The 21,136-nt window shown below is 67.9% G+C and carries 18 protein-coding genes; 8 read left to right on the forward strand and 10 right to left on the reverse strand.

Annotated elements, in window-relative coordinates; genetic code table 11:
* The first annotated feature begins 96 nt into the window (after positions 1-96).
* Together ACPTTC_RS08365 and ACPTTC_RS08370 are read left to right on the forward strand one after the other, a co-directional pair.
* Positions 97-2,460 carry a UvrD-helicase domain-containing protein gene (locus ACPTTC_RS08365; protein ID WP_226198081.1) on the forward strand — a complete coding sequence of 788 codons (2,364 nt, stop codon included), beginning with the start codon at positions 97-99 and terminating at the stop codon, positions 2,458-2,460.
* Positions 2,457-3,254 (forward strand): 5'-methylthioadenosine/adenosylhomocysteine nucleosidase, encoded by a 798-nt coding sequence (locus tag ACPTTC_RS08370; RefSeq protein WP_423392175.1) that lies wholly within the window; start codon positions 2,457-2,459, stop codon positions 3,252-3,254. The genes ACPTTC_RS08365 and ACPTTC_RS08370 overlap by 4 nt, the downstream gene beginning before the upstream one ends.
* A 74-nt stretch (positions 3,255-3,328) precedes the next feature.
* On the opposite strand, the gene ACPTTC_RS08375 is transcribed toward ACPTTC_RS08370, so the two are convergent.
* Entirely contained in the window at positions 3,329-4,567 is a 1,239-nt protein-coding gene (locus ACPTTC_RS08375; RefSeq protein ID WP_423392176.1) for an MFS transporter, read from the reverse strand.
* A 407-nt stretch (positions 4,568-4,974) separates the two neighbouring features.
* Between ACPTTC_RS08375 and ACPTTC_RS08380 the strand changes: the two genes are divergently transcribed.
* A complete protein-coding gene (locus tag ACPTTC_RS08380; protein WP_423392177.1) occupies positions 4,975-6,648 on the forward strand; it encodes a methyl-accepting chemotaxis protein in 1,674 nt (557 codons plus the stop codon).
* A 106-nt stretch (positions 6,649-6,754) separates the two neighbouring features.
* Here ACPTTC_RS08380 and ACPTTC_RS08385 read toward each other — a convergent pair whose 3' ends face one another.
* From ACPTTC_RS08385 to ACPTTC_RS08400, 4 genes are read right to left on the reverse strand one after another with little or no spacing between them, the layout of a single operon-like run.
* Positions 6,755-7,630 carry an HlyD family secretion protein gene (locus ACPTTC_RS08385; protein ID WP_011351755.1) on the reverse strand — a complete coding sequence of 292 codons (876 nt, stop codon included), beginning with the start codon at positions 7,628-7,630 and terminating at the stop codon, positions 6,755-6,757.
* Positions 7,631-7,642: 12 nt separating this feature from the next.
* A complete protein-coding gene (locus ACPTTC_RS08390; protein WP_011351756.1) occupies positions 7,643-7,846 on the reverse strand; it encodes a DUF1656 domain-containing protein in 204 nt (67 codons plus the stop codon).
* A complete protein-coding gene (locus ACPTTC_RS08395) occupies positions 7,843-10,044 on the reverse strand; it encodes an FUSC family protein (RefSeq protein ID WP_423392178.1) in 2,202 nt (733 codons plus the stop codon). Before ACPTTC_RS08395 ends, ACPTTC_RS08390 begins: the two co-directional genes overlap by 4 nt.
* A gap of 14 nt (positions 10,045-10,058) precedes the next feature.
* On the reverse strand, positions 10,059-11,639 hold the full coding sequence (locus ACPTTC_RS08400) for an efflux transporter outer membrane subunit (RefSeq protein ID WP_423392179.1): 1,581 nt from the start codon (positions 11,637-11,639) through the stop codon (positions 10,059-10,061).
* A 157-nt stretch (positions 11,640-11,796) separates the two neighbouring features.
* Between ACPTTC_RS08400 and ACPTTC_RS08405 the strand changes: the two genes are divergently transcribed.
* Both ACPTTC_RS08405 and ACPTTC_RS08410 read left to right on the forward strand, forming a co-directional pair.
* Positions 11,797-12,738 carry a LysR family transcriptional regulator gene (locus ACPTTC_RS08405; RefSeq protein WP_175971717.1) on the forward strand — a complete coding sequence of 314 codons (942 nt, stop codon included), beginning with the start codon at positions 11,797-11,799 and terminating at the stop codon, positions 12,736-12,738.
* A 117-nt stretch (positions 12,739-12,855) separates the two neighbouring features.
* Positions 12,856-13,008 (forward strand): hypothetical protein, encoded by a 153-nt coding sequence (locus tag ACPTTC_RS08410; protein ID WP_163008969.1) that lies wholly within the window; start codon positions 12,856-12,858, stop codon positions 13,006-13,008.
* Positions 13,009-13,067: 59 nt separating this feature from the next.
* On the opposite strand, the gene ACPTTC_RS08415 is transcribed toward ACPTTC_RS08410, so the two are convergent.
* The 4 genes from ACPTTC_RS08415 to wrbA are packed head-to-tail and all read right to left on the reverse strand — an operon-like array spanning position 13,068 to position 16,373.
* Positions 13,068-13,898: a metallophosphoesterase gene (locus ACPTTC_RS08415; RefSeq protein WP_423392180.1), complete on the reverse strand. Its 831-nt coding sequence runs from the start codon at positions 13,896-13,898 to the stop codon at positions 13,068-13,070.
* Between the two features lie 25 nt (positions 13,899-13,923).
* Positions 13,924-15,342 (reverse strand): FAD-binding oxidoreductase, encoded by a 1,419-nt coding sequence (locus tag ACPTTC_RS08420; protein WP_423392181.1) that lies wholly within the window; start codon positions 15,340-15,342, stop codon positions 13,924-13,926.
* A 21-nt stretch (positions 15,343-15,363) separates the two neighbouring features.
* Positions 15,364-15,756, reverse strand: a complete 393-nt coding sequence (locus ACPTTC_RS08425; protein ID WP_175971714.1) for a DUF2069 domain-containing protein — start codon at positions 15,754-15,756, stop codon at positions 15,364-15,366.
* Positions 15,753-16,373 (reverse strand): NAD(P)H:quinone oxidoreductase, encoded by a 621-nt coding sequence (gene wrbA / locus ACPTTC_RS08430; protein WP_175971713.1) that lies wholly within the window; start codon positions 16,371-16,373, stop codon positions 15,753-15,755. Before wrbA ends, ACPTTC_RS08425 begins: the two co-directional genes overlap by 4 nt.
* Before the next feature lie 145 nt (positions 16,374-16,518).
* Here wrbA and ACPTTC_RS08435 point away from each other — a divergent pair, with 145 nt between their 5' ends.
* Entirely contained in the window at positions 16,519-17,850 is a 1,332-nt protein-coding gene (locus ACPTTC_RS08435; RefSeq protein ID WP_423392182.1) for a YihY family inner membrane protein, read from the forward strand.
* Between the two features lie 16 nt (positions 17,851-17,866).
* On the opposite strand, the gene ACPTTC_RS08440 is transcribed toward ACPTTC_RS08435, so the two are convergent.
* Positions 17,867-18,184 (reverse strand): Mpo1-like protein, encoded by a 318-nt coding sequence (locus tag ACPTTC_RS08440; protein ID WP_175952974.1) that lies wholly within the window; start codon positions 18,182-18,184, stop codon positions 17,867-17,869.
* Between the two features lie 158 nt (positions 18,185-18,342).
* Here ACPTTC_RS08440 and ACPTTC_RS08445 point away from each other — a divergent pair, with 158 nt between their 5' ends.
* Together ACPTTC_RS08445 and ACPTTC_RS08450 are read left to right on the forward strand one after the other, a co-directional pair.
* Positions 18,343-18,798, forward strand: a complete 456-nt coding sequence (locus ACPTTC_RS08445) for a CBS domain-containing protein (RefSeq protein WP_006488504.1) — start codon at positions 18,343-18,345, stop codon at positions 18,796-18,798.
* Between the two features lie 142 nt (positions 18,799-18,940).
* Positions 18,941-20,875: an MFS transporter gene (locus tag ACPTTC_RS08450; protein WP_423392183.1), complete on the forward strand. Its 1,935-nt coding sequence runs from the start codon at positions 18,941-18,943 to the stop codon at positions 20,873-20,875.
* Positions 20,876-21,136: the final 261 nt, after the last annotated feature.

Consider the following 21,136-nt stretch of genomic DNA (forward strand, 5'->3'; position numbering starts at 1 on the left):
CGCTCGCGACGTGCTGTCGAACGGATCGGGAACAGCATCGCGCGGCCGACTTATAATGTCGGGTCCGCATTTTTCTCGCCCGTTCGCTGCCGCTCCATGCCCGACCTGCTCGCCAATCTGAACCCCGAACAACTCGCCGCCGTCACGTTGCCGAACGAACCGGCGCTGATCCTCGCCGGGGCGGGCAGCGGCAAGACCCGCGTGCTGATCACCCGCATCGCGTGGCTGATCCAGCAGGGCTACGCATCGCCGCCCACCGTGCTCGCCGTGACCTTCACGAACAAGGCCGCGCGCGAGATGATGGCGCGCCTGTCGGCGATGATGCCGATCGACACGCGCGGAATGTGGATCGGCACGTTCCACGGCCTGTGCAACCGGATGCTGCGCACGCACTGGCGCGACGCCGGCCTGCCGCAGACCTTCCAGATCCTCGATACGGCCGACCAGCTGTCCGCGATCAAGCGGCTGATGAAGGCGGCGAACGTCGACGACGAGAAGTACCCGCCGAAGAACGTGCAGTACTTCATCAACAACGCGAAGGAGCAGGGGCTGCGTCCCGACAAGGTCGACGCGTCCGACAACTTCAACCGCAAGTTCGTCGAGCTGTACCAGGCTTACGACCAGCAGTGCCAGCGCGAGGGCGTCGTCGATTTCCCCGAGCTGCTGCTGCGCTGCTACGAACTGCTTGCGTACAACGCGCCGCTGCGCGCGCATTACCAGGCGCGCTTCAAGCACATCCTCGTCGACGAGTTCCAGGACACCAACAAGCTGCAGTACGCGTGGCTCAAGATGCTCGCGGGCGGCCAGAACGCGATCTTCGCGGTCGGCGACGACGACCAGTCGATCTACGCATTCCGCGGCGCGAACGTCGGCAACATGCGCGACTTCGAAGACGAATTCCGCGTGCGCAACCTGATCAAGCTCGAGCAGAACTACCGGTCGCACGGCAACATCCTCGACGCGGCGAACCAGCTGATCTCGAACAATGCGCACCGCCTCGGCAAGAACCTGCGCACCGATGCGGGCCACGGCGAGCCCGTGCGCGTGTACGAGGCGAGCACCGATTCGCAGGAAGCCGGCTGGATCGTCGAGGAGATCCGCTCGCTGATCAACACCGGGATGGCGCGCAGCGAAGTGGCCGTCCTGTACCGCAGCAACGCGCAGTCGCGCTCGATCGAGCACACGCTGATGTCGTCGGGCATCCCGTATCGCGTGTACGGCGGCCTGCGCTTCTTCGAGCGCCAGGAAGTGAAGCACGCGCTCGCGTACCTGCGCCTGATCGACAACCCGAACGACGACACCGCGTTCGTGCGCGTCGTGAATTTCCCGACCCGCGGCATCGGTGCGCGCTCGATCGAGCAGCTGGCCGACGCCGCGCGCCTGTACGGCTGCTCGATGGCTGCCGCGATTCCGTACGTGACGGGCAAGGCCGGCACGAGCCTCGGCGGGTTTGCAAACCTGGTCGCGAAGATGCGCGCCGATACGCAGCACATGAACCTGCCCGATACCGTCGAGCACATCGTGCGCGCCAGCGGTCTTGCCGATTTCTACCAGGGCGAGCGCGAAGGCCAGGACCGTCTCGAGAACTTGCAGGAACTGGTGAACGCGGCCACCGCGTTCATTGCCGAGGAAGGCTACGGGCTCGACACGCCGGCCCGCTCGATCCCGCTGCGCGCAGGTGCGATCGCGGCGCCGGCGCTCGGCACCGCGACGGACGATCCGGCGCTCGACGTGCTCGATCCGGTATCGCCCGCCGACCCGGCACAGAACCCCGACACGATGACGCCGCTCGCCGGCTTCCTGTCGCATGCGTCACTGGAGGCCGGCGACAACCAGGCCCAGGCCGGGCAGGACGCCGTGCAGCTGATGACGGTGCACGCGGCGAAGGGGCTCGAATTCTCGGCCGTGTTCATCACGGGTCTCGAGGAAGGGCTGTTCCCGCACGAGAACAGCGTGCTCGAATCGGACGGCCTCGAGGAAGAGCGCCGGCTGATGTACGTTGCGATCACGCGCGCGAAGGAGCGGCTCTACCTGTCGTTCGCACAGAGCCGGATGCTGCACGGCCAGACGCGCTACAACGTGCGCTCGCGCTTCTTCGACGAGCTGCCCGAACACGTGCTCAAGTGGCTGACGCCAAAGGTCGAGGCCGGTTCGCGCTGGGGCGGTCGGTCGGACAACGCCGGGTACGGGCGCGACTGGTTCGCGCGGCCGGGCGGCGGCAGTCGCGAGCAGATCGTCGACCCGGCCGTGTCCGCACCGCTGCCCGCGTTCGCGGACAAGCAGCGCGCGGCCGATGCCGGTTTCCGGGTCGGCCAGCAGGTGTTCCACACCAAGTTCGGCGAAGGGACGGTCACCGCGCTCGAGGGCAACGGCACCGATGCGAAGGCGCAGGTGAAATTCAAGCGGCACGGCGAGAAGTGGCTCGCGCTCGCGGTCGCGAAACTGCAGGCGGTGGAATGATGGGCATCGACAACTTTGCGACGCCCGTGGCTCGCCCGCTCGGCATTCTGGCCGCGCTGCCCGAGGAACTCGGCGACCTGATCGCCGCGATGCGCGCCGACGGCGCGATGAAGACGGTCACGCTCGGCCGTCGCGATTATCACGTCGGCACCGTGCATGGCGCGGCCTGCGTCGTGACGCTCGCACGGGTCGGCAAGGTCGCGGCCGCCGCGACGGTCAGCGCGCTGATCCACGTGTTCGGCGTGGCGGGCGTCGTGTTCACCGGCGTCGCGGGTGGCGTGTCGCGCGCGGTGCGCGTCGGCGATGTCGTCGTGGCCGATACGCTGCTGCAGCACGATCTCGACGCGTCGCCGCTCTTTCCGCGCTACGAGGTGCCGCTGCTCGGCATCACGCGTTTCGCGACCGACGCGGCGCTGACGGCGAGCCTGCGGGCCGCGTGCGCGCAATTCGTCGAGGAAGAGGGCGCGCAGTTCGCCGCGCGCTTCGGTCTGGCCGGTGCGACGCAGCATGCGGGGCTCATCATCAGCGGCGACCGCTTCGTGTCGAGCGAGCGCGAGGTCGTCGCGCTGCGTGATGCGCTGCCGGATGCACTCGCGGTCGAAATGGAAGGGGCCGCGATCGCGCAGGTGTGTGCGGAGCACGACGTGCCGTTCGCGCTCGTACGGACGATTTCCGATACGGCCGACGATCATGCAACGCAGTCGTTCTCGCACTTCCTGTCGGCGATCGCGAGCAGCTATTCGTCCGGCATCCTCAAGCGTTTCCTGACGCTGCATGCGACGACGGCGGCCTGAAGCCGCCGTCGTTTGCTTCACTCCTTCATTCAAGCCATTCGACCGGCCGCGGCGCGCACGCCACGGCCGCCTCGTCACGCTTTCTTGCGCCGGCTGCTTTCGAGGTTCGGCAGGAACACCGTCAGCACGCCGATCAGCGGCAGGAACGAGCACACCTTGTAGACGAACGCGATGCTCGTCGCGTCGGCGAGCTGGCCGAGCACGGCCGCGCCGACCCCGCCGAGGCCGAACGCGAAGCCGAAGAACAGGCCCGCGACCATCCCGACCTTGCCGGGCATCAGTTCCGTCGCGTAGACGAGGATCGCGGCGAACGCCGATGCGAGCACGATGCCGATGATCACGGTCAGCACGCTCGTCCAGAACAGGTTCGCGTACGGCAGCAGCAGCGTGAACGGCGCGACGCCGAGGATCGATACCCAGATCACGTACTTGCGGCCGATCCGGTCGCCCACCGGCCCGCCGATCAGCGTGCCGGCCGCCACGGCCGCGAGGAACACGAACAGGTGGATCTGCGCGGCCTGCACCGACAGGTGGAACTTGTCGATCAGGTAGAACGTGAAATAGCTGTTGATGCTCGCAAGGTAGAAGTACTTCGAGAACACGAGCAGCACCAGCACGCCGATCGCGCCCATCACGCGGCCGCGCGACAGCGTCGGGTGGCCGGCCGCCGCGGCCTTCTTCTTCATCGACGGATGCTTCTTGTACCAGTGGCCGATCTGCGTGAGCACGATCATCGCGACGAGCGCGGCCGCCGAGAACCACGCGATGCTGTGCTGGCCGTGCGGAATGATCACGAGTGCGGCAAGCAGCGGCCCGAGCGCGGAACCCGCATTGCCGCCGACCTGGAACACCGACTGCGCGAGCCCGTGCTGGCCGCCCGACGCCATCCGCGCGACGCGCGACGATTCGGGATGGAACACCGACGAGCCGCAGCCGACGAGCGCCGCGGCGACCAGCAGCATCGGGAAATTCGGCGCGACCGACATCAGCAGCAGCCCCGCGAGCGTGAAGCCCATGCCGACCGGCAGCGAATACGGTTTCGGACGCTTGTCGGTATAGAGGCCGATGAGCGGCTGCAGCAGCGATGCGGTGATCTGGTAGGTGAGCGTGATCAGGCCGATCTGCGCGAACGACAACGCGAACTGGCTCTTGAGCATCGGATAGATCGCGAGGATCAACGACTGGATCATGTCGTTGAGCATGTGCGAGAAGCTGATCGCGCCGAGCACCGGGTACACGGTGCGGGAGACGGGGGGCGCGGGCGGCTGGGTAGCGGCTGCGCCGGCGGAGCCGGTGTCGAAGCTGGTTTCCATGTGAGAGCTGAACGAGTTGAGGTGGCGGGCGCGCTCTGCTGGGGATGGGCGCGTCTTGAATCGTTGCTGCGTCAAAGAAGTGTAATGTGGCGTATCGAGAATGTCCGGACAAGTTTTGTCGTGAATCGGACATTCATCCGATGGATCGGCCGATGCCCGCTTTTTTGGCCGGGTATAACGCTGGCGGCGCGCCTGCCCGTCAGCGGGGCCGCGCCCGGGGCCGGTGCGTGGTTTCCCGGACTCAAGAAACGGCGGTGGCGGCCGTAGAACGACCCAATGACAACAGGCGCGCCGCGCCCGGCGCCGGCTATCCGCCGGTGCGGGCGCAGGACGCGCGGCATGGCCAGCCATCGCGGGAATGCCGGGACCGACCTTTCCGGCTGCGTGATCAATACGGGGATAGTTCGATGAAAGCAGCATCTTTGCATCCACAGCCAGGTGCGGCGCCCGCCGCCCCCGACGTTGCCGCCGGTCGCGCCGCCCGGCGCCTGCGGGCGGCGCGTCGCGAGCGCCGGCCGTGGACCGTCAAGGCGACGTTGCGCGCCGCATTCGCGATCCTGCTCGCCGGCACGCTGGCGATCGGCATGTTTTCACTGTGGCAGATCAGCCGGCTGAATGCGTCGATCGCGTCGGTCTACGAGCAGGGTCACGTCGCGAGCCGCGCGGCCGAGGAGGTCCGGGCCGAAATGCTGCGCGCGAGCCGTGCCCAGAAGATGCTGCTGACTGCGACCACCGCGAAGGAGCGCGACGAACTGGGCGCCGAGGTGGGCGCGGGCCTCGCGTCGATCGGCCAGGCGCTCGGCACGCTGCAGCGCTACGCGGATCCTGCCGATGTCGACGATTCGGCGCGGCTGCGCGCATTCTCGACGGCGGTCGGCACATGGCGTGCGCACCTGCGCGATTTCGTCGAACTCGTGCGTGCGCAGCCGCTCGACCTGTCGCAGATGAACTGGCAGGTCGGCACGCAGGACGTGTCGCTGCTGGTCGAAACCGGCAAGCTCGAGAAACTCGTCGCCGAACTCGTGAAGACGCGCGGTGCGAAGTCGAAGGCGACGCTCGATGCGTCCGCCACCATTTTCTCGTCGTCGTTCGCGATGATCGCGGCGATGACGGTTGCGTTGATCGTGCTCGCGGTCGTGATCGCGGAGCGCGTCGTGCGCCGTCTCGCGTCGCAGCTCGGCGGCGAGCCCGCGCACGCGAAGGCGATCGCCGCGGACATCGCGCGCGGCGACCTGACGCGACCCATCGAGCTGGGCCGGCACGACCGCGACAGCATGGTGCGGGCACTGGCCGAGATGCAGACGGGGCTCGCGGCGACGGTCGGCGAGATCGCGGTCAGCGCCGAGGCGATCGCGGCCGCGTCGGGCGAGATCTCCACCGGCAATCTCGATCTGTCGAAGCGCACCGAGCAGCAGGCCGTCGCGCTCGAACGCACCGCGGCCAGCATGGAGCAGCTCACGTCGACCGTCCGGCAGAACGCGGAGAACGCGCGGCAGGCGAGCGCGCTCGCGGCCAATGCGTCGGCCGTCGCGGAGACGGGTGGGGAAGTCGTCGGGCGGGTGGTGGCGACGATGAGCGAGATCGACGACAGCGCGAAGAACATTCGCGACATCATCGGCACGATCGAGGGGATCGCGTTCCAGACCAACATTCTCGCGCTGAACGCGGCGGTCGAGGCCGCACGCGCCGGCGAGCAGGGGCGCGGCTTCTCGGTGGTTGCGGGCGAGGTTCGCCTGCTCGCGCAGCGCTCGGCGACCGCGGCGAAGGAGATCCGCGCGTTGATCGGCGCGTCGGTCGAGCGTGTCGCGAACGGTGCGGCGCTCGCGCACGATGCGGGCCGCACGATGGGTGACGTCGTGCGCGCGGTCAAGCGCGTGACCGACATCATCGGTGAAATTTCAGCCGCTTCGGACGAGCAGAGCGCCGGGATCGACGAGATCGGCCGCGCGGTCACGCAGATGGACGCCGGCACCCAGCAGAACGCGGCACTCGTCGAACAGGCGGCCGCCGCGGCGAACGCGCTCGACGAGCAGGCGCAGGCGTTGAAGTCGCTGGTCGGGCGTTTTCGCATCGCGGCCTGAGCGCGCCCGGCAGCGGGCCGGCTGGCCGTGACGCGCGCATCCGGCGGGTTGCCGGCTGTTCCGGGAAGGAAGCGCCCGGGCGGGGCACCGTCCGGGCGTGCCGCGCTTACGACTTCTTCTGCTTGTCGGGATCGATGATGACCGTGCAGGTCGTGCCTGCCGACAACACGACGTCGGCAGGCACGTCGTCGATCTTGATGCGCACCGGCACGCGCTGCGCGAGGCGCACCCAGTTGAAGGTCGGGTTCACGTCCGCGACGAGGTCGCGGCTCTGCGGGTTGTCGCGATCGTAGATCCCGCGCGAGATGCTTTCGACGTGGCCCTTCATCACGCCGCCGCTCATCAGCCGCATCTCGGCAGGCGCGCCGATCTTCACGCGCGGCAGCTTGGTTTCCTCGAAGTAGCCGTAGACCCAGAACGAGTGGCTGTCGACGATCGCGAGCTTCGCCTGGCCGGCCACCGCGTAGTTGCCCTTGAACGTCTGCAGGTTCGTGATGTAGCCGTCGACCGGCGCGACGACGCGTGTGCGCTCGAGGTTGAGCTTCGCGGCATCGAGCGCGGCGATCGCCTGCTGGTACTGCGCATCGGCGCTCGACGCGCTGTGCGCGGCGTTCTCGCGGTTTTCCTTCGACACGACGAGCGCGTCGAGATCCGCGCGGCGGGCCGCGTCGTCGCGGCGCATCTGCAGTTCCGCGCGACGGGCGGCGACGGCGGCTTGCGCCTGCTCGACCGCGATCTGGTAGTGCGACGGGTCGATCTGCATGATCAGGTCGCCCTTTTTCACGAGCTGGTTGTCATGCACGGGCAATTCGACGATCGCGCCCGACACGTCCGGCGCGACGTTGACGATCTCGGCGCGCACGCGCCCGTCGCGCGTCCACGGATCGTCCATGTAGTGCACCCACAGCGAGCGCCCGATCAGGATCGCGACGAGAAGAATGACGGCGGTCGCGACGAAGCCGAAGAGTTTTCTGAGAATCATGATGGTTCGGAATCAACGGTAAACGGCAAGACTCAGTCCGCCGCAAATGCAGACGAGAAGGCAGGCCCGGAACAGCGACGGGTGCCAGACGAGACGGTAGAGGCCCGTATAGGCGAGCAGGCGGTCGACGGCCCAGGTCGCGAGCGCGCCGAGGACGAACATCAGCACCACCGTGGGCATGTAGGCATCGAGAATGGCGATTTCACGCGGCATCATGACGAGGCTCCTGGTTGGGGACGCACGGGGCGGTTGCGGTTGAGCGCGGCGAGCGGCGATTCGGGATCGAGCAGTGCCGTGCGCACGAAATGCAGGTGGCTCAGGATGCGCTGCAGCCGGTGGCGTTCCTCGCGCGTCGGCGTGAACGCGTCGAGCGTCTGCCGGGTCGCGTCGATCGCATCGTTGACCGCGGCGAGCGTGGCGTCGAAGCGTCCGGCGTCAGGCCGGGTGAACAGCGACGCCAGCGCGGCGCGCATCGTCTCGATCGCGCGTCGCCACGGCGTTGCCGGCGCGTAGCGCTGGTCCGGCGGCAGCGTCGCCAACTCGTGGCGCAGGTCGATGGCCGCATTGCCGGTTTCGAGCACCGCGAACATCCAGCGCAGCGCGTCGCGCTGCACGTCGGGCTGGTCGGCCGACAGCGTGTGCGCCTGGTACATCAGGTCGCGCGCGCCGCTCTCGAAGCGCGTGCGCAATCCGGCGAGCCGCGCATGGCAGGCCGCGACGGCCTGGCGACGCAGGTCGGCGAGCAGCCGCTTCTTGAGCCACGGCGCGGTCGGCGGGAACAGCACGGCAAACGCGATCGCCGATACCAGCATCGACAGCAGCAGCGCGAGCGCGTCGTTCATGAAGCTGGTGGGATCGTAGTGCGTGATGCTGTCGGGGCCGGCCAGGAAGCAGAAGAAGATCAGGTAGCCCATTCCGTAGCCCGCGAGCTTCGGCTTCAGCGTCATGTAGATACCGATCGCCAGCAACGGCGCGAGCGCCGCGCACAGCAGCCAGAAGCCGTCGATCCGCGGGTAGATGCCGAACATCAGCAGGAAGCCGGTGCAAACGGCCAGCGCCGTGCCCATCCCCATCTGCGCGGCCATCGCGGTCGGGCGCGGCGCCGACGACGCGAGCGCGCAGGTCGCCGCGGCGTTCAGCACCAGCATCACGCCGCTCGGCCAGGCGGTCTCGATCCAGAACCAGCCCAGCGCGAGAATCACCGTCGCGGTGCGAATCCCCGCGATCGTCGCGGCCGTCCGGTTGGTGCGCGGCTCGTAGCGTTCGATCCAGCGTTCGCGCTCGTGCGTCGCGGTCGCGAGCGACGCATAGGTCGCCGCGTATTCCTGCAGGTCGGTGATGAAGCGGTACAGCAGTTCGGCGGCCGTGTCGAAGTCGAGCAGCGGGAAGTCGGGCTGCGTTTCGAGTTCCGCGCGCGTCGCACGGATGCGGCGCGGCAGCGCGTCGCGCCACGCGAGCAGTTGCTCGGCCGAGTGCGCGGCGTCGATCGACGTGCGCACGGGTTCGCCATCGCGCGTGAGCAGCGGCGCGATTTCGCGGAAATACGGTTCGATCGCATCGATCGCGGCCTGCGCACCGGCTGCGTGCAGCCGGTTCATCAACTGATGCAGCGCGTGAAAGCGGCTCGACGCGCTCATGAACTCGCTGTTCAGTCGCGCGAGGCGGCCGCTGCGCATGCGCGTGTCCGGGTTCTCGAACACGGCCATGCTGCGCGCGGCCTCGAAGCCGACTACGTCGGCGACGAAGCGCGTGTGGATGGTCTCGATGTGCGCGCGGTCGAGCTGGCCCGACAGCGCCGACGCGACGTAGTCGACGAAGCTGCCGAAGCGCTTGCGCACCGTCGTGCGCATCTGCTCGCCCGTGTACTGCGGAAACACGAGCGCGCTGACGACGCCGGCCGACACGATCCCGATGATGACTTCCGAGACGCGCGTCATCGCGCTCATGAATGCACCGTCAGGGTGTTGCGACGCGGGCAGGCCGATCAACGCGGTCGTATAGCCGGCGAGCAGGAAGCCGTAGCTGCGGAAGTTGCGGTTGCGCGCGGCGCCGGCGGTGCACAGCGCGATCCACAGCGCGATGGCCAGCAGGAACAGCTGCGGCTGCTGCGGGAACAGCCCGACGAACGCGAGCGTCGCGACGAGCCCGAAGATCGTGCCGGCGACCCGGTAGAAGCTTTTCGCGAGCACGGCGCCGCTTTGCGGCTGCATCACGATGAAGACGGTCGTCATCGCCGTCTTCGGTGCCGGCAGGTCGAGCCGCATCGACACGCCGAGCGCGATGAAGGTCGCGAGCAGCGCCTTGAACAGGTAGAGCCACGCGGCGCCGTCCGTGCGGGCCCAGTCGCCGAACGCGGCGCGCCAGGCAGAGAACGGACCGCCGGCGGGCGTGGAAGCGGGGGGGAAGGCTGACATGGCGTCGCTCCGCGTTACCGTGCGGCCGGCACGCCGGACGCACCGGCGGCGGCCACCTGCGCGGGCCGGGCGACTGCCGCCACGGGCTTGGCACCCGGCGCGGCTGCGCCCGCGGCGGATTCGTCGTGCGACGGATGGCCGTCCTGCAGGTCCGTACCCGTCTCGACGCCGCCGCCGAGCGCGGCCATCAACTGCGCGTGTGCGGCGAGGCGTTCCGCATCGATGCGGGCGGCCGTCTCCTGCGCGCGCAGCAACTGCTGCTGCGCGACCAGCACGTTCACGTAGTCGGTCAGCCCGCGGCGGAACCCTTCGCGCGACAGTTGGTAGCTGCGGTCGTTGGCGGCCACCGAGCGTGCGGCGTCCTTCTTCTGCGTATCGAGCGAACGGATCCGCACGACCTGGTCGGCGATGTCCTTGAGCGCGCCGACGATCGTCTGGTTGTAGCGCTCGACCGCCTGGTCGTAGCCGGCATTGGCCGCGCCGAGCTGCGCGCGCAGCCGGCCGCCTTCGAAGATCGGCAGCGACAACGCGGGGCCGGCCGTCCAGCCACCGTTCATCGCGCGCAGGAAGTCGGTGAACGGTGCGGTCACGCCGAAGCCGCCGACCGTCGCGAGCAGATCGATATTCGGGTAGAACGACGCCTTTGCCACATCGATGCCGCGCGCCTGCGCGTCGACCGTCCAGCGCGCCGCGACGACGTCGGGGCGGCGGCCGAGGAGGTCGGCCGGCATCGCCGACGGCAGGCCGGCAGGCGCGTCGAGCGACAGCTGCGGCCGCTTGATCGCGTCGCCCGCGCCCGGACCCTTGCCGGCCAGCGCGGCAAGCTGGTGCCGCGCGAGCTGGATCGCTTCCTCGTAGCTGTCGATCTGGCGCTCATAGTCGGGCAGTGTCGATTCCGCCTGGCTCACCTCGAGCTGCGTGCCGAGGCCGGCCTGCAGCCGCTTGCGCGCGAGATCGGCGAGCGAATGCTGGCGTTCGAACGTCTGGTGCGCGAGATCGAGCAACGCGTAGTTCATCGACATCTGGACATACGCGCGCACGACGTTGACCTCGAGCTCGAGCTTTGCCGCACGCGCATCGGCGGCGCTCGCATGCGCCGTGTCGAGCGCGCGCTCGGTCGCGTTCTTGTCCTTGCCCCACAGGTCGAGGTGGTACGACAGGCCGAGCGTGCCGGTGTTGTTCCAGGTATCGGCGTTCGCGAGCGGCCCCGGGCCGTAGTACACGTTGTCCGGCCAGTGCTCGCGCATCAGCGAGAGGTTGCCGTTGATCTGCGGCAATTCGGCCGAGCGGGCCACGCGCGCCATCGCCTGCGCTTCGCGCACCCGGGCCTCGGCGGCCGCGAGCGTCGGGTTGCCGGCCTGGGCGGCAGCAATCCAGGCATCGAGCTGCGGATCGCGGTAGGCGCGCCACCAGTCGGCCGCGGGCCAGCCCGCGTCACGGTCGGCCGCACGGATCGCGGCGCCGGCGTCGAGTGCGTTCGCCTCGATGCGGGCCGACTGCGGCTTGTTGTCGCCCATGCTCGCGCATCCGGCCATTATTAATGAGACTGCAAGAACCGCCAGTGCGAGCGTCCCTTTTGTCGCCGGAGACTGCACGATTTTCTCCCTTTCGGATATAGATGAGTCGGATGCGATTATATTTTTCAGTGATTCCTGAATAAATGGACAAGGGTGCAAGTCATTTTTACGAATCCTGAGACAATACTTGTTCGCCTCTGTGCAACAATCCGTCCGGATTCAAATGGGCAATGGGATGGATACGTTACAAAACATGCGGGTATTCGTCCGCGTGGTCGACGCGGGAAGCTTTACCGCGGCCGCCCAGCAGATGAATTCGACCACCGCCTACGCGTCGCGCGCGGTTTCCGATCTCGAGGCGCACCTGCGCACGCGCCTCCTGAACCGCACGACGCGCCGGATCGCGCTGACCGAAGCCGGCGAGCGCTACCTGCAGCGCTGCGAGCAGATCCTCGCGTATGTCGACCAGGCCGAAGCCGAGGCGGGCGACGCGCATGCGCGCCCGTCGGGCAAGCTGAAGGTTCATTGCTTCACGAGCCTCGGCCAGCACTACCTGGTGCCGGCCGTCGCGCGCTATCGCGAGCGCTACCCGGACGTGCACGTCGAGCTGACACTTGCGCAGCGGATGCCCGACCTGCTCGACGAGGGGTATGACGTCGCGATCGTCGTCGGCCGCGACCTGCCGGATTCGGGGCTCGTGTCGCAGCGGCTCGGCGAGAGCTACAGCGTGGTGTGCGCGTCGCGCGGCTATGTCGAGGCCCATGGCGTGCCGCAGCGGCCGGCGGATCTCGCGCAGCACATATGCCTCGGGATGGTCGCGCCGGGCTTCCAGTTCGACGAATGGGCGCTGGCGGGGCCGAACGGCGACGAGGTCGTCCCGATCACGGCGCCGCCGTTTCGCGTCAACGTCGCCGAGGCGCTCGCGGTGGCCGTGCGGGAAGGGATGGGGATCGGCGGTCTGCCGCTTTATTCGGCGATCGGCTGGTTGCGCAGCGGCCACATCGTGCGCGTGATGCCCGAATACCGGTCGCACGTGATGAACATCTACGCGCTGTATCCGTCGCGCCAGTACCTCGACGCGAAAATTCGCACCTGGGTCGATTTCCTGCGCGACGAACTGCCGGCCACGCTCGCAGCCGACGAAGCCGCGCTCGAGCAGTACACGCGTGCGGCATGACAGCGCGGTTGACTGCAATCTGACGAGATTTGTCCTTCACGCAACATTTTTTTACGAACGCGTGTCAGACAGTTTGATACTGTGGGAATTAACGAGATACGCAACCCCGGAGTAGCAATGGATACGCACCTGATGATCGGCCTTGGAGTCCTGCTGGGCGCGGCCGCGGCCGCCGCGGCGACCCGCGACCTGCTGCGCGCGATGAAGGCGAAGGCGCAGATGAAGCCGGTGCCGGTGCGGGTGCGCGAGCAACGCCGCCCCGGCCGCTGATCCCGCTGTCACGCTCCGGGTCGAACAAGGCCGCGCAGTGCGGCCGGGCGGGCCGGCGTTCAGCCGAGCTCGACGACCTTGTCCCACGCGAACGCGGTGTTTTCCAGTTCGCCGGTGCGCCGGTGGATGTAGCCGCGCGGGTTGCACACCACGCGTGTGCCGCCGCCCGCCACGTAGTCGAATGACGTATGCGTGTGGCCGTGGAGCCACAGATTGACCGGCGGCTGCACGAGTGCCGCCATGTCCGTCACGAATCCCGCCGACGCAAGATCTTGCGCATAGCGCTCCGCCAGCGAGCGCCGGTGCGGCGCGTGGTGGGTCACGACGATCGTTTGGCCCGCGAACGGCATCGCGAGCTGCGCCTCGAGCCACGCGCGGCTGCGTCGATGCAGCGCGATGGCGTCGGCCGGCGCGAAATCCCGTTCCGGCGTGCCCGGCACCGCATGCAGCGCCGCGTCGTGCGGCCAGGTCACCTGGATCAATCCCTTGAAATCGAGCATCACGCGCAGCCCGGCCTCGATCGATCCGGCAAGGCTGGCTTCGTCGGCGCCGAACAGTGAAAAATCGCTCCAGAGCGTCGTGCCGAGCACACGAAAACGCTGCCCGGGATCGACGTAGACGTCGTTGTTCAGGTAATGCACGTTGTCGAGCGCCTGCGCCGCATCGCGCATCGCCGCCTCCAGCGCGCCGAATTCCCCGTCGTAGTACTCGTGGTTGCCCGGCACGTAGATCACCGGCACGGCCGGGTCAAACGTCTCGGCGGCCCAGCGCAGGCCTTCCGCGTGATTGTGGATGTCGCCGGCCAGCACGACGAGATCCGCGTCGGCATGCGGGATCGCGTCGGGCAGGTTGCTTTCGAGATGCAGGTCGGACAGGACGCGGACTTTCACGGACGTGGCTCCGGAGTGGGTGGCTTCAGCGCAGGACCTTGCCGGGATTCATCAGGCCGCGCGGATCGAGCGCGGTCTTCAGCGTGCGCATCAGCGTCGTTTCGACCGGCGACTTGTAACGCTGCGCGTCGTCGATCTTCAACTGGCCGATGCCGTGCTCCGCGCTGATCGTGCCGTGGTGGCGGTGCACGTTGTCGTAGACGATCCGGTTGATCGGCGCCTGGAACGCGGCCAGGAACGCTTTCGGGTCGCCGCCTTCGGGCATCTGCACGTTGTAGTGGAGGTTGCCGTCGCCGAGGTGGCCGAACGTGACCATCCGCGCGCCCGGCGCGGCTTGCTGGATCGCCGCGTCGGTCTCGTCGATGAAGCGCGCGATCGACGAAATCGGCACCGCGATGTCGTGCTTGATGTTGAGCCCCTCGTCGGCCTGCGCGAGCGGGATGTGTTCGCGCAGGTCCCAGAATGCGCGCGACTGCGCGAGATTTTCCGCGACCACCGCGTCGACCACGAGCCCGGCCTCGAACGCCTCTTCCATCAGTTTCTCGAACAGCGCGCGCGCATGCGCTTCGCTTTCGTTGTCGGACAGTTCGAGCAGCACGGTCTGCGCATGCGTCTGCGCGAACGGGTAGCGCAGTTGCGGGTAGTGCTTGCCGACGAGCTGCATGCAGAAGTCCGACATCAGCTCGAAGCCGGTCAGCAGCGGCCCGGCCGCGCGCTGCGCGAGGGCGAGGAAATCGAGCGCCGCGTGCGGCGAATCGAGCGCGGCGAGTGCCGTGACCTGCGCGGCCGGCAGCGGATGCAGCTTCATCACGGCCGCCGTGATGATCCCGAGCGTGCCTTCCGCGCCGATGAACAGGTCGCGCAGGTCGTAGCCGGTATTGTCCTTGCGCAGTCCGCGCAGGCCGTCCCAGATTTCACCCTGGGGCGTCACGACCTCGAGCCCCAGACACAGCTCGCGCGCGTTGCCGTAGCGCAGCACCGCGGTGCCGCCGGCGTTGGTCGACAGGTTGCCGCCGATCGTGCAGCTGCCTTCCGCCGCCAGGCTCAGCGCGAACAGCCGGCCGCCTTCGCGGGCGCGTGCCTGCACGTCGGCGAGGATCACGCCGGCTTCGACGGTGATCGTGTTGTTGTGGGGATCGAGCGCACGCACGCGGTTCAGCCGCGCGACGCTCAGCACGGCCTGGCTGCCGCTCGCGTCGGGCGTGGCGCCGCCGGCCAGGCCCGTATTGCCGCCTTGCGGCACGAGTGCGATGCCGTGTGCATTGGCCAGCTTGACGAGCGCGGCGACTTCGGCGGTGTTCGCGGGCTTCAGCACCGCGCACGCGGCGCCCTTGTAGCGGCGGCGCCAGTCGGTCAGGAACGGTTCGGTATCGTGCGGGTCGGTCAGCACATGATCGGCGCCGATCGCGTCGCGGCACGCGGAAACGAAAGCTTCGGAGGACATCTTCACCTTGTCGCGTAAGGGTCAGGACGCAGCGCGCGACTTTTTCGCCGCGCGCTTGAACGGCGCGACGTACGCCAGCGCCGCCGCGAAGAAGGCGACGGCAAGCGTGGTCTCGCACCAGCCGAGCGTCGCGGACAGTCCGCGATCGGACATGCCGCGCACGACGCCTTCGGCGAAATAGACGAGTATCAGCATGCTCGCCCACTGCATCGTATAGATGTTACGCCGCCAGACGCCCGGCAGTGCGAGCGCGAGCGGGATGGCCTTGAGCATCAGCGCGGAGCCGCCCGGGCGCAGCGGTGCGAGCCACAGCTCCCACGCGAGCGACAGCGCGATCAGCGCGACGAGGCAAGCGGTGGCGACCCGCGCGTAGCGCGGCCGGGCAGCGACTGCGGGGCGGGCGGGGGCGTTCATGCGGCGTCGGCGGCCTGGGCGCTGGAGAGGGCGGCCGCCGCGCGCGCAAGCCGCACGCCGAGCGCGGCCGCGAGCGCCTTTTCGTCCGCCGACAGCCCGGCGGCTGCCGAGCGATCGTGCTGCGCGACATGCGACGCGCCGTACGGCGTGCCGCCGGTGCGCGTCGTGGTGAGCGCGGATTCCGTGTACGGGATCCCGACGATCATCATCCCGTGATGGAGCAGCGGCAGCATCATCGACAGCAACGTCGATTCCTGGCCGCCGTGCAGGCTGCCCGTCGACGTGAACACGCTGGCCGGCTTGCCGGACAGTGCGCCCGACAGCCATTGCGGTGTGGTGCCGTCGAGGAAATACTTGAGCGAGGCGGCCATGTTGCCGAAACGGGTCGGCGAACCGAGCGCGAGGCCCGCGCATTCCTCGAGATCCCGCAGTTCCGCGTATGGCGGGCCGTCGGCGGGGATGTCGGGGGCAGTGGCTTCGCAGACGGCCGACACGGGCGGCACGGTGCGGATGCGAGCCTGCATGCCTGGCACGCTGTCGATGCCGTTCGCGATCGCGAGCGCGAGATCGCGCGTGGCGCCGTGACGGCTGTAATAGAGGACGAGAATGTCTTTCATGGGCGACGGAGCCGTGTGCGGCCGCGCGCGTGCCCGGTGCAGTCGGCCCCTGCTGGAATCGAGCGGCTATTATAGGGGCTGAAGCCGTCGCGCAGCGCGGCGGCGGCGCGCCGTCGGGCGCGCGGAATCAGGAAGGAGAAGCCGTTTGCCGAAGTTGAGCGTCGATCTCGACACCATCAAGCGCCTGGCGCAGTTCGCGGCCCGGCGCAGCGCCGAGGATCGCATCCCGCAAGTGGCGGGCAGTCTGACGTTTACGACGATGCTGGCGCTCGTGCCGCTCGTGACGGTCGCGTTCGCGCTGTTCACCGCTTTCCCGATGTTCTCGTCGTTCCAGATCTCGCTGCAGGGGTTCCTCGCGGATCACCTGATGCCTGCGCAGTTCAACATCCAGATCTTCAAGTACCTGAATCAGTTCGCGTCGAAGGCGAAGGGGCTGACGACGGCCGGCCTGATCGTGCTCGTCGTCACGTCGGTGATGACGATGATGACGATCGAGTCGGCCTTCAACCTGATCTGGCGCGTACGCAAGCCGCGGCCGTTCGCACAGCGCGTGCTCGCGTACTGGGCGCTGATCACGCTCGGCCCGCTGCTGTTCGGCGTGAGCCTGTCGATCTCGTCTTACCTGTTCACGCAGTCGCTGGCGTTCACGGGGGCGGCGCCGTCGACGTCGATCGTCGAATGGCTGCTCGCGCTCGTGTCGCTGCCGCTGACGGTGCTCGCGTTCACGCTGCTGTACGTGTACCTGCCGAACTGCACGGTTGCATGGCGCGACGCGGTGATCGGCGGGCTGTTCGCGGCCGTCGCGTTCGAGCTCGCGAAGCGCGGCTTCGGCTACTACGTGCGGCGCATTCCGACCTATACGGCCGTCTATGGCGCGTTCGCGGCGTTGCCCGTGTTCCTGTTATGGGTGTATCTGAGCTGGTTCATCGCGCTGCTCGGCGCGATGGTGGCCTCTGCGCTGCCGGCGATCCGCGTCGGCCAATTCCACCGTATCCACTATCCGGGCAGCGATCTGCTTGACGCGCTGGAAATGCTCGCGCGGCTGGCCGACGCGCGCACGGCCGGCAAGCGCGGCTACACGGCGATGCGGCTCGCGACCCTGCTGCGCTGCGACATGGAAACCGCGCAGCGCTTGCTGACGACGATGGAGGAGCGCGAATGGATTGCGCGGCTCGACGGCGGCGGTGAGGCCACGCCGCGCTACATCCTGCTCGCGAACCCCGAGCAGCTGACGCTTGCGCAACTGTTCGACGTGCTGGTGATCGACCGCACGGAGCTCACCTACCAGCTGCAGCGGCGCCGCAGCCACGTGGATGGCGCTGCGCTGCTCGCGGTGCTGTCGAGCGACCGGTTCGACGTGTCGCTCGCGTCGCTGATCGCCGCCCACCGGCTTGCGGGCGCGCAGCCGGCGGCGATCCCGGGGCAGGCGCCGGGCACCGTGTCCGACCCGCATGCGCGGCCGCCGCGGCCGGCGTGAGCGGGGTGCTCGACCGCTACAGCGGGATCTTGCCGGTGCAGATGTCCTTGAACATCACCCAGTCGCCCATCAGGCTGTAGATCGGGTGCCGGAACGTGGCCGGGCGGTTCTTCTCGAAGAAGAAGTGTCCGATCCACGCGAACCCGTAGCCGCAGACGATGGCTGCCGGCAGCCACAGCCAGTTGCCGGTCGCGATCGCCATCGCGACGCAGCCGATCACGCCGAGCGAGCCGATGAAGTGCAGCCGCCGCGACGTCAGGTTCTGGTGTTCGTTCAGGTAATACGGGTAGAAATCGGCGAAGCTGGCGAATTGCTCCGAATGCGTATGCGCCATGGAGGTCTCCTCTGGCCGCTGTTCATGGGGCCATTGTGCTGCCGGCGGACCGCTTCCGCAAGCGGGGCGCGGCCCGCCGCGCGGGCCCGAGCTTTCCTTTTGACAGGCTTTCCGATAGGATCGAAAGAGGTTTTGCATTCAAGCATGAGGGGACTACGATGCGCGTCAGCGATATTCTGAAAGTGAAGGGCAACACGCTGTTTACGGTGACGCCCGATAAGCCGCTGCGCGAAGCGGTCGATACGATGGCCGAGCACGACATCGGTTCGCTCGTCGTGATGGAGTACGGCGATCTCGTCGGGATGCTGACGTTCCGCGAGATCATCCTGCGCCTGCACGTGAATGGCGGCGCGATCGGCGACGTGCAGGTGCGCAAGGTGATGGACGAGCCGCTCACCTGCACGCCGGAAACGGACGTCAACGAAGTGCGCCGGATGATGCTCGAGCGTCATGCCCGCTATATGCCGGTGCTCGACAAGAAGGTGCTGATGGGCGTCATTTCGTTCTACGACGTCGCGAAGACGGTCGTCGAGGCGCAGAGCTTCGAGAACCGGATGCTGAAGGCGTACATCCGCGACTGGCCGGAATCGGAAGCCGAAGCGCACAAGCCGTGAACCACGCCGCGCCCTGCGCCCTGACGCGCGGGCGTCGCCATCCGGCACGCGGCGGCGCAGGTTGGTCCTGCGCCGCCGTTTTTTCAACGACAACACGACAAGGCCCGCGCAGCTTCGCCAAGACGACGCGCGCGTATTCCGCATGAGCGATCAAACGCAAGCCACATCCGGGCAGCGCGACGAACGGCGCGCCCACGCGTCGCAGTTCGACCTGCTGCGCGAGCGTCGTTTCGCGCCGTTCTTCACGACCCAGTTCCTCGGCGCGCTGAACGACAACGTCTTCAAGATCGGCTTCACGTCGCTCGTTACCTATCACACCGCGCGGTTCTCCGGCGTCGATGCGAAGACGGCCGCCTTCCTGATTTCCGCGATCTTCATTTTGCCGTTCGTGCTGTTCTCGGCGACGTCCGGCCAGATCGCCGACAAGTACGACAAGGCGACTCTCACGCGCTTCGTGAAGACCTTCGAGATCGTGCTGATGCTGGTCGGCGCGGCGGGCTTCGTCACGCACAGCGCAACCCTGCTGTACTTGTGCACGTTCATGATGGGGATGCACTCGACGCTGTTCGGGCCCGTCAAGTATTCGTACCTGCCGCAGCATCTCGGCGAGCACGAGCTGGTCGGCGGCAACGGCCTCGTCGAGATGGGCACGTTCATCGCGATCCTGATCGGCACGATCATCGGCGGCGCGGCCGCAGGCATCGAAGGCAGCGGCGAGCGCGTGCTCGCGGTGAGCGTCGTCGTCATCGCGATCGCGGGCCGGTTCGTCGCGCAGCGCGTGCCGTCCACGCCGGCGCCTCAGCCCGATCTCGTGATCAACTGGAATCCGGTCAGCGAGACCTGGCGCAACCTCGGGCTCGCACGCCAGAACCGCACCGTGTTCCTGAGCCTGCTCGGCATCTCGTGGCTGTGGTTCGTCGGCGCGACGTTCCTCACGTCGTTCTTTAATTTCGCGAAGGACGTGCTGTCCGCGAGCCCCGACGTCGTCACGATCCTGCTCGCGACGTTCTCGGTCGGCATCGGCCTCGGCTCGTTGCTGTGCGAACGGCTGTCGCAGCGGCGCGTCGAGATCGGCCTCGTGCCGCTCGGCTCGATCGGCATCAGCGTATTTGCGATCGAGCTGTATTTCGCGAGCCATGCGCTGCCGTCGCCCGGCCATCTGCTGTCGGTCGGCGAATTCCTGGCCGGCGCGCGCCACTGGCGCATCCTGGCGGACCTGTTCCTGCTCGCGATGTTCGGCGGCTTCTACAGCGTGCCGCTGTACGCGCTGATCCAGAGCCGCAGCGCGCCGACGCACCGCGCGCGGATCATTGCCGCGAACAACATCCTGAACGCGCTGTTCATGATCCTGTCGGCCGTGATGGCGATGGGGCTGACCAAGGTCGGCGTCGACATCCCGGGGCTGTTCCTCGTCACCGCGCTGCTTAACGTGATCGTCGCCGCGTATATCTATCTGCTCGTGCCCGAGTTCCTTCTGCGCTTCGTTGCGTGGGTGCTCGTACACACCTTCTACCGGATTCGCCTCGTGCATGCGGAGCGGATTCCGGCAGAAGGGGCCGCCGTGCTCGTGTGCAACCACGTCAGCTACGTCGACGCGCTCGTGCTGGCCGCCGCGAGCCCGCGTCCGATCCGTTTCGTGATGGATCACCGGATCTTCAAGACGCGCTTCGCGAGCTGGGTGTTCCGGCATGCGAAGGCGATCCCGATCGCGCCGCGCCACGAGGATCCCGCGATGCTCGCGCGCGCGTACGACGCATGCGAGGCTGCGCTGAAGGAAGGCGAACTCGTGTGCATCTTCCCGGAAGGCAAGCTGACGAAGACGGGCGACATCAACACGTTCCACCACGGCATCACGGAGATCCTGACCCGCACGCCGGCGCCGGTGATTCCGATGGCGCTGCGCGGGCTGTGGGGTAGCTATTTTTCGCGGCATTCCGATGCGCGGATGCCGCGGCCCATCAAGCGCGGCGTCATGAGCCGGCTGACGCTGGCGGTCGGTGAGCCGGTCCCGGCGTCGGTTGCGACGCCCGAGTCGCTGCAGGCCGCGGTGACCGAACTGCGCGGCGCGCGGAAGTAGGCGGGGCGGGCCCGGCGGCATCGCCCCGGGCCGTAATGACCGCCGCGAACCGGCCCGTTCGACCGGAACGGCGCGGGTCGGCGATCGTCGCACCGGCCCGTTCCCGTGGCTGGCCAGTGTGGTCTGAACGGTTCACGCGGCCCGCAGGCACGGGACGGCTGGCATAATAGCGACTTACCTCTTTTTCTCGACCGGCAAACGATCGGCCTGCCTGCGGCCTCGGCAGCGCATCGGTTTGCCCATTTCTCTTTGGGCGGTTCC

This window comes from Burkholderia mycopellens (assembly GCF_964265025.1).
Taxonomy (GTDB): domain Bacteria; phylum Pseudomonadota; class Gammaproteobacteria; order Burkholderiales; family Burkholderiaceae; genus Burkholderia.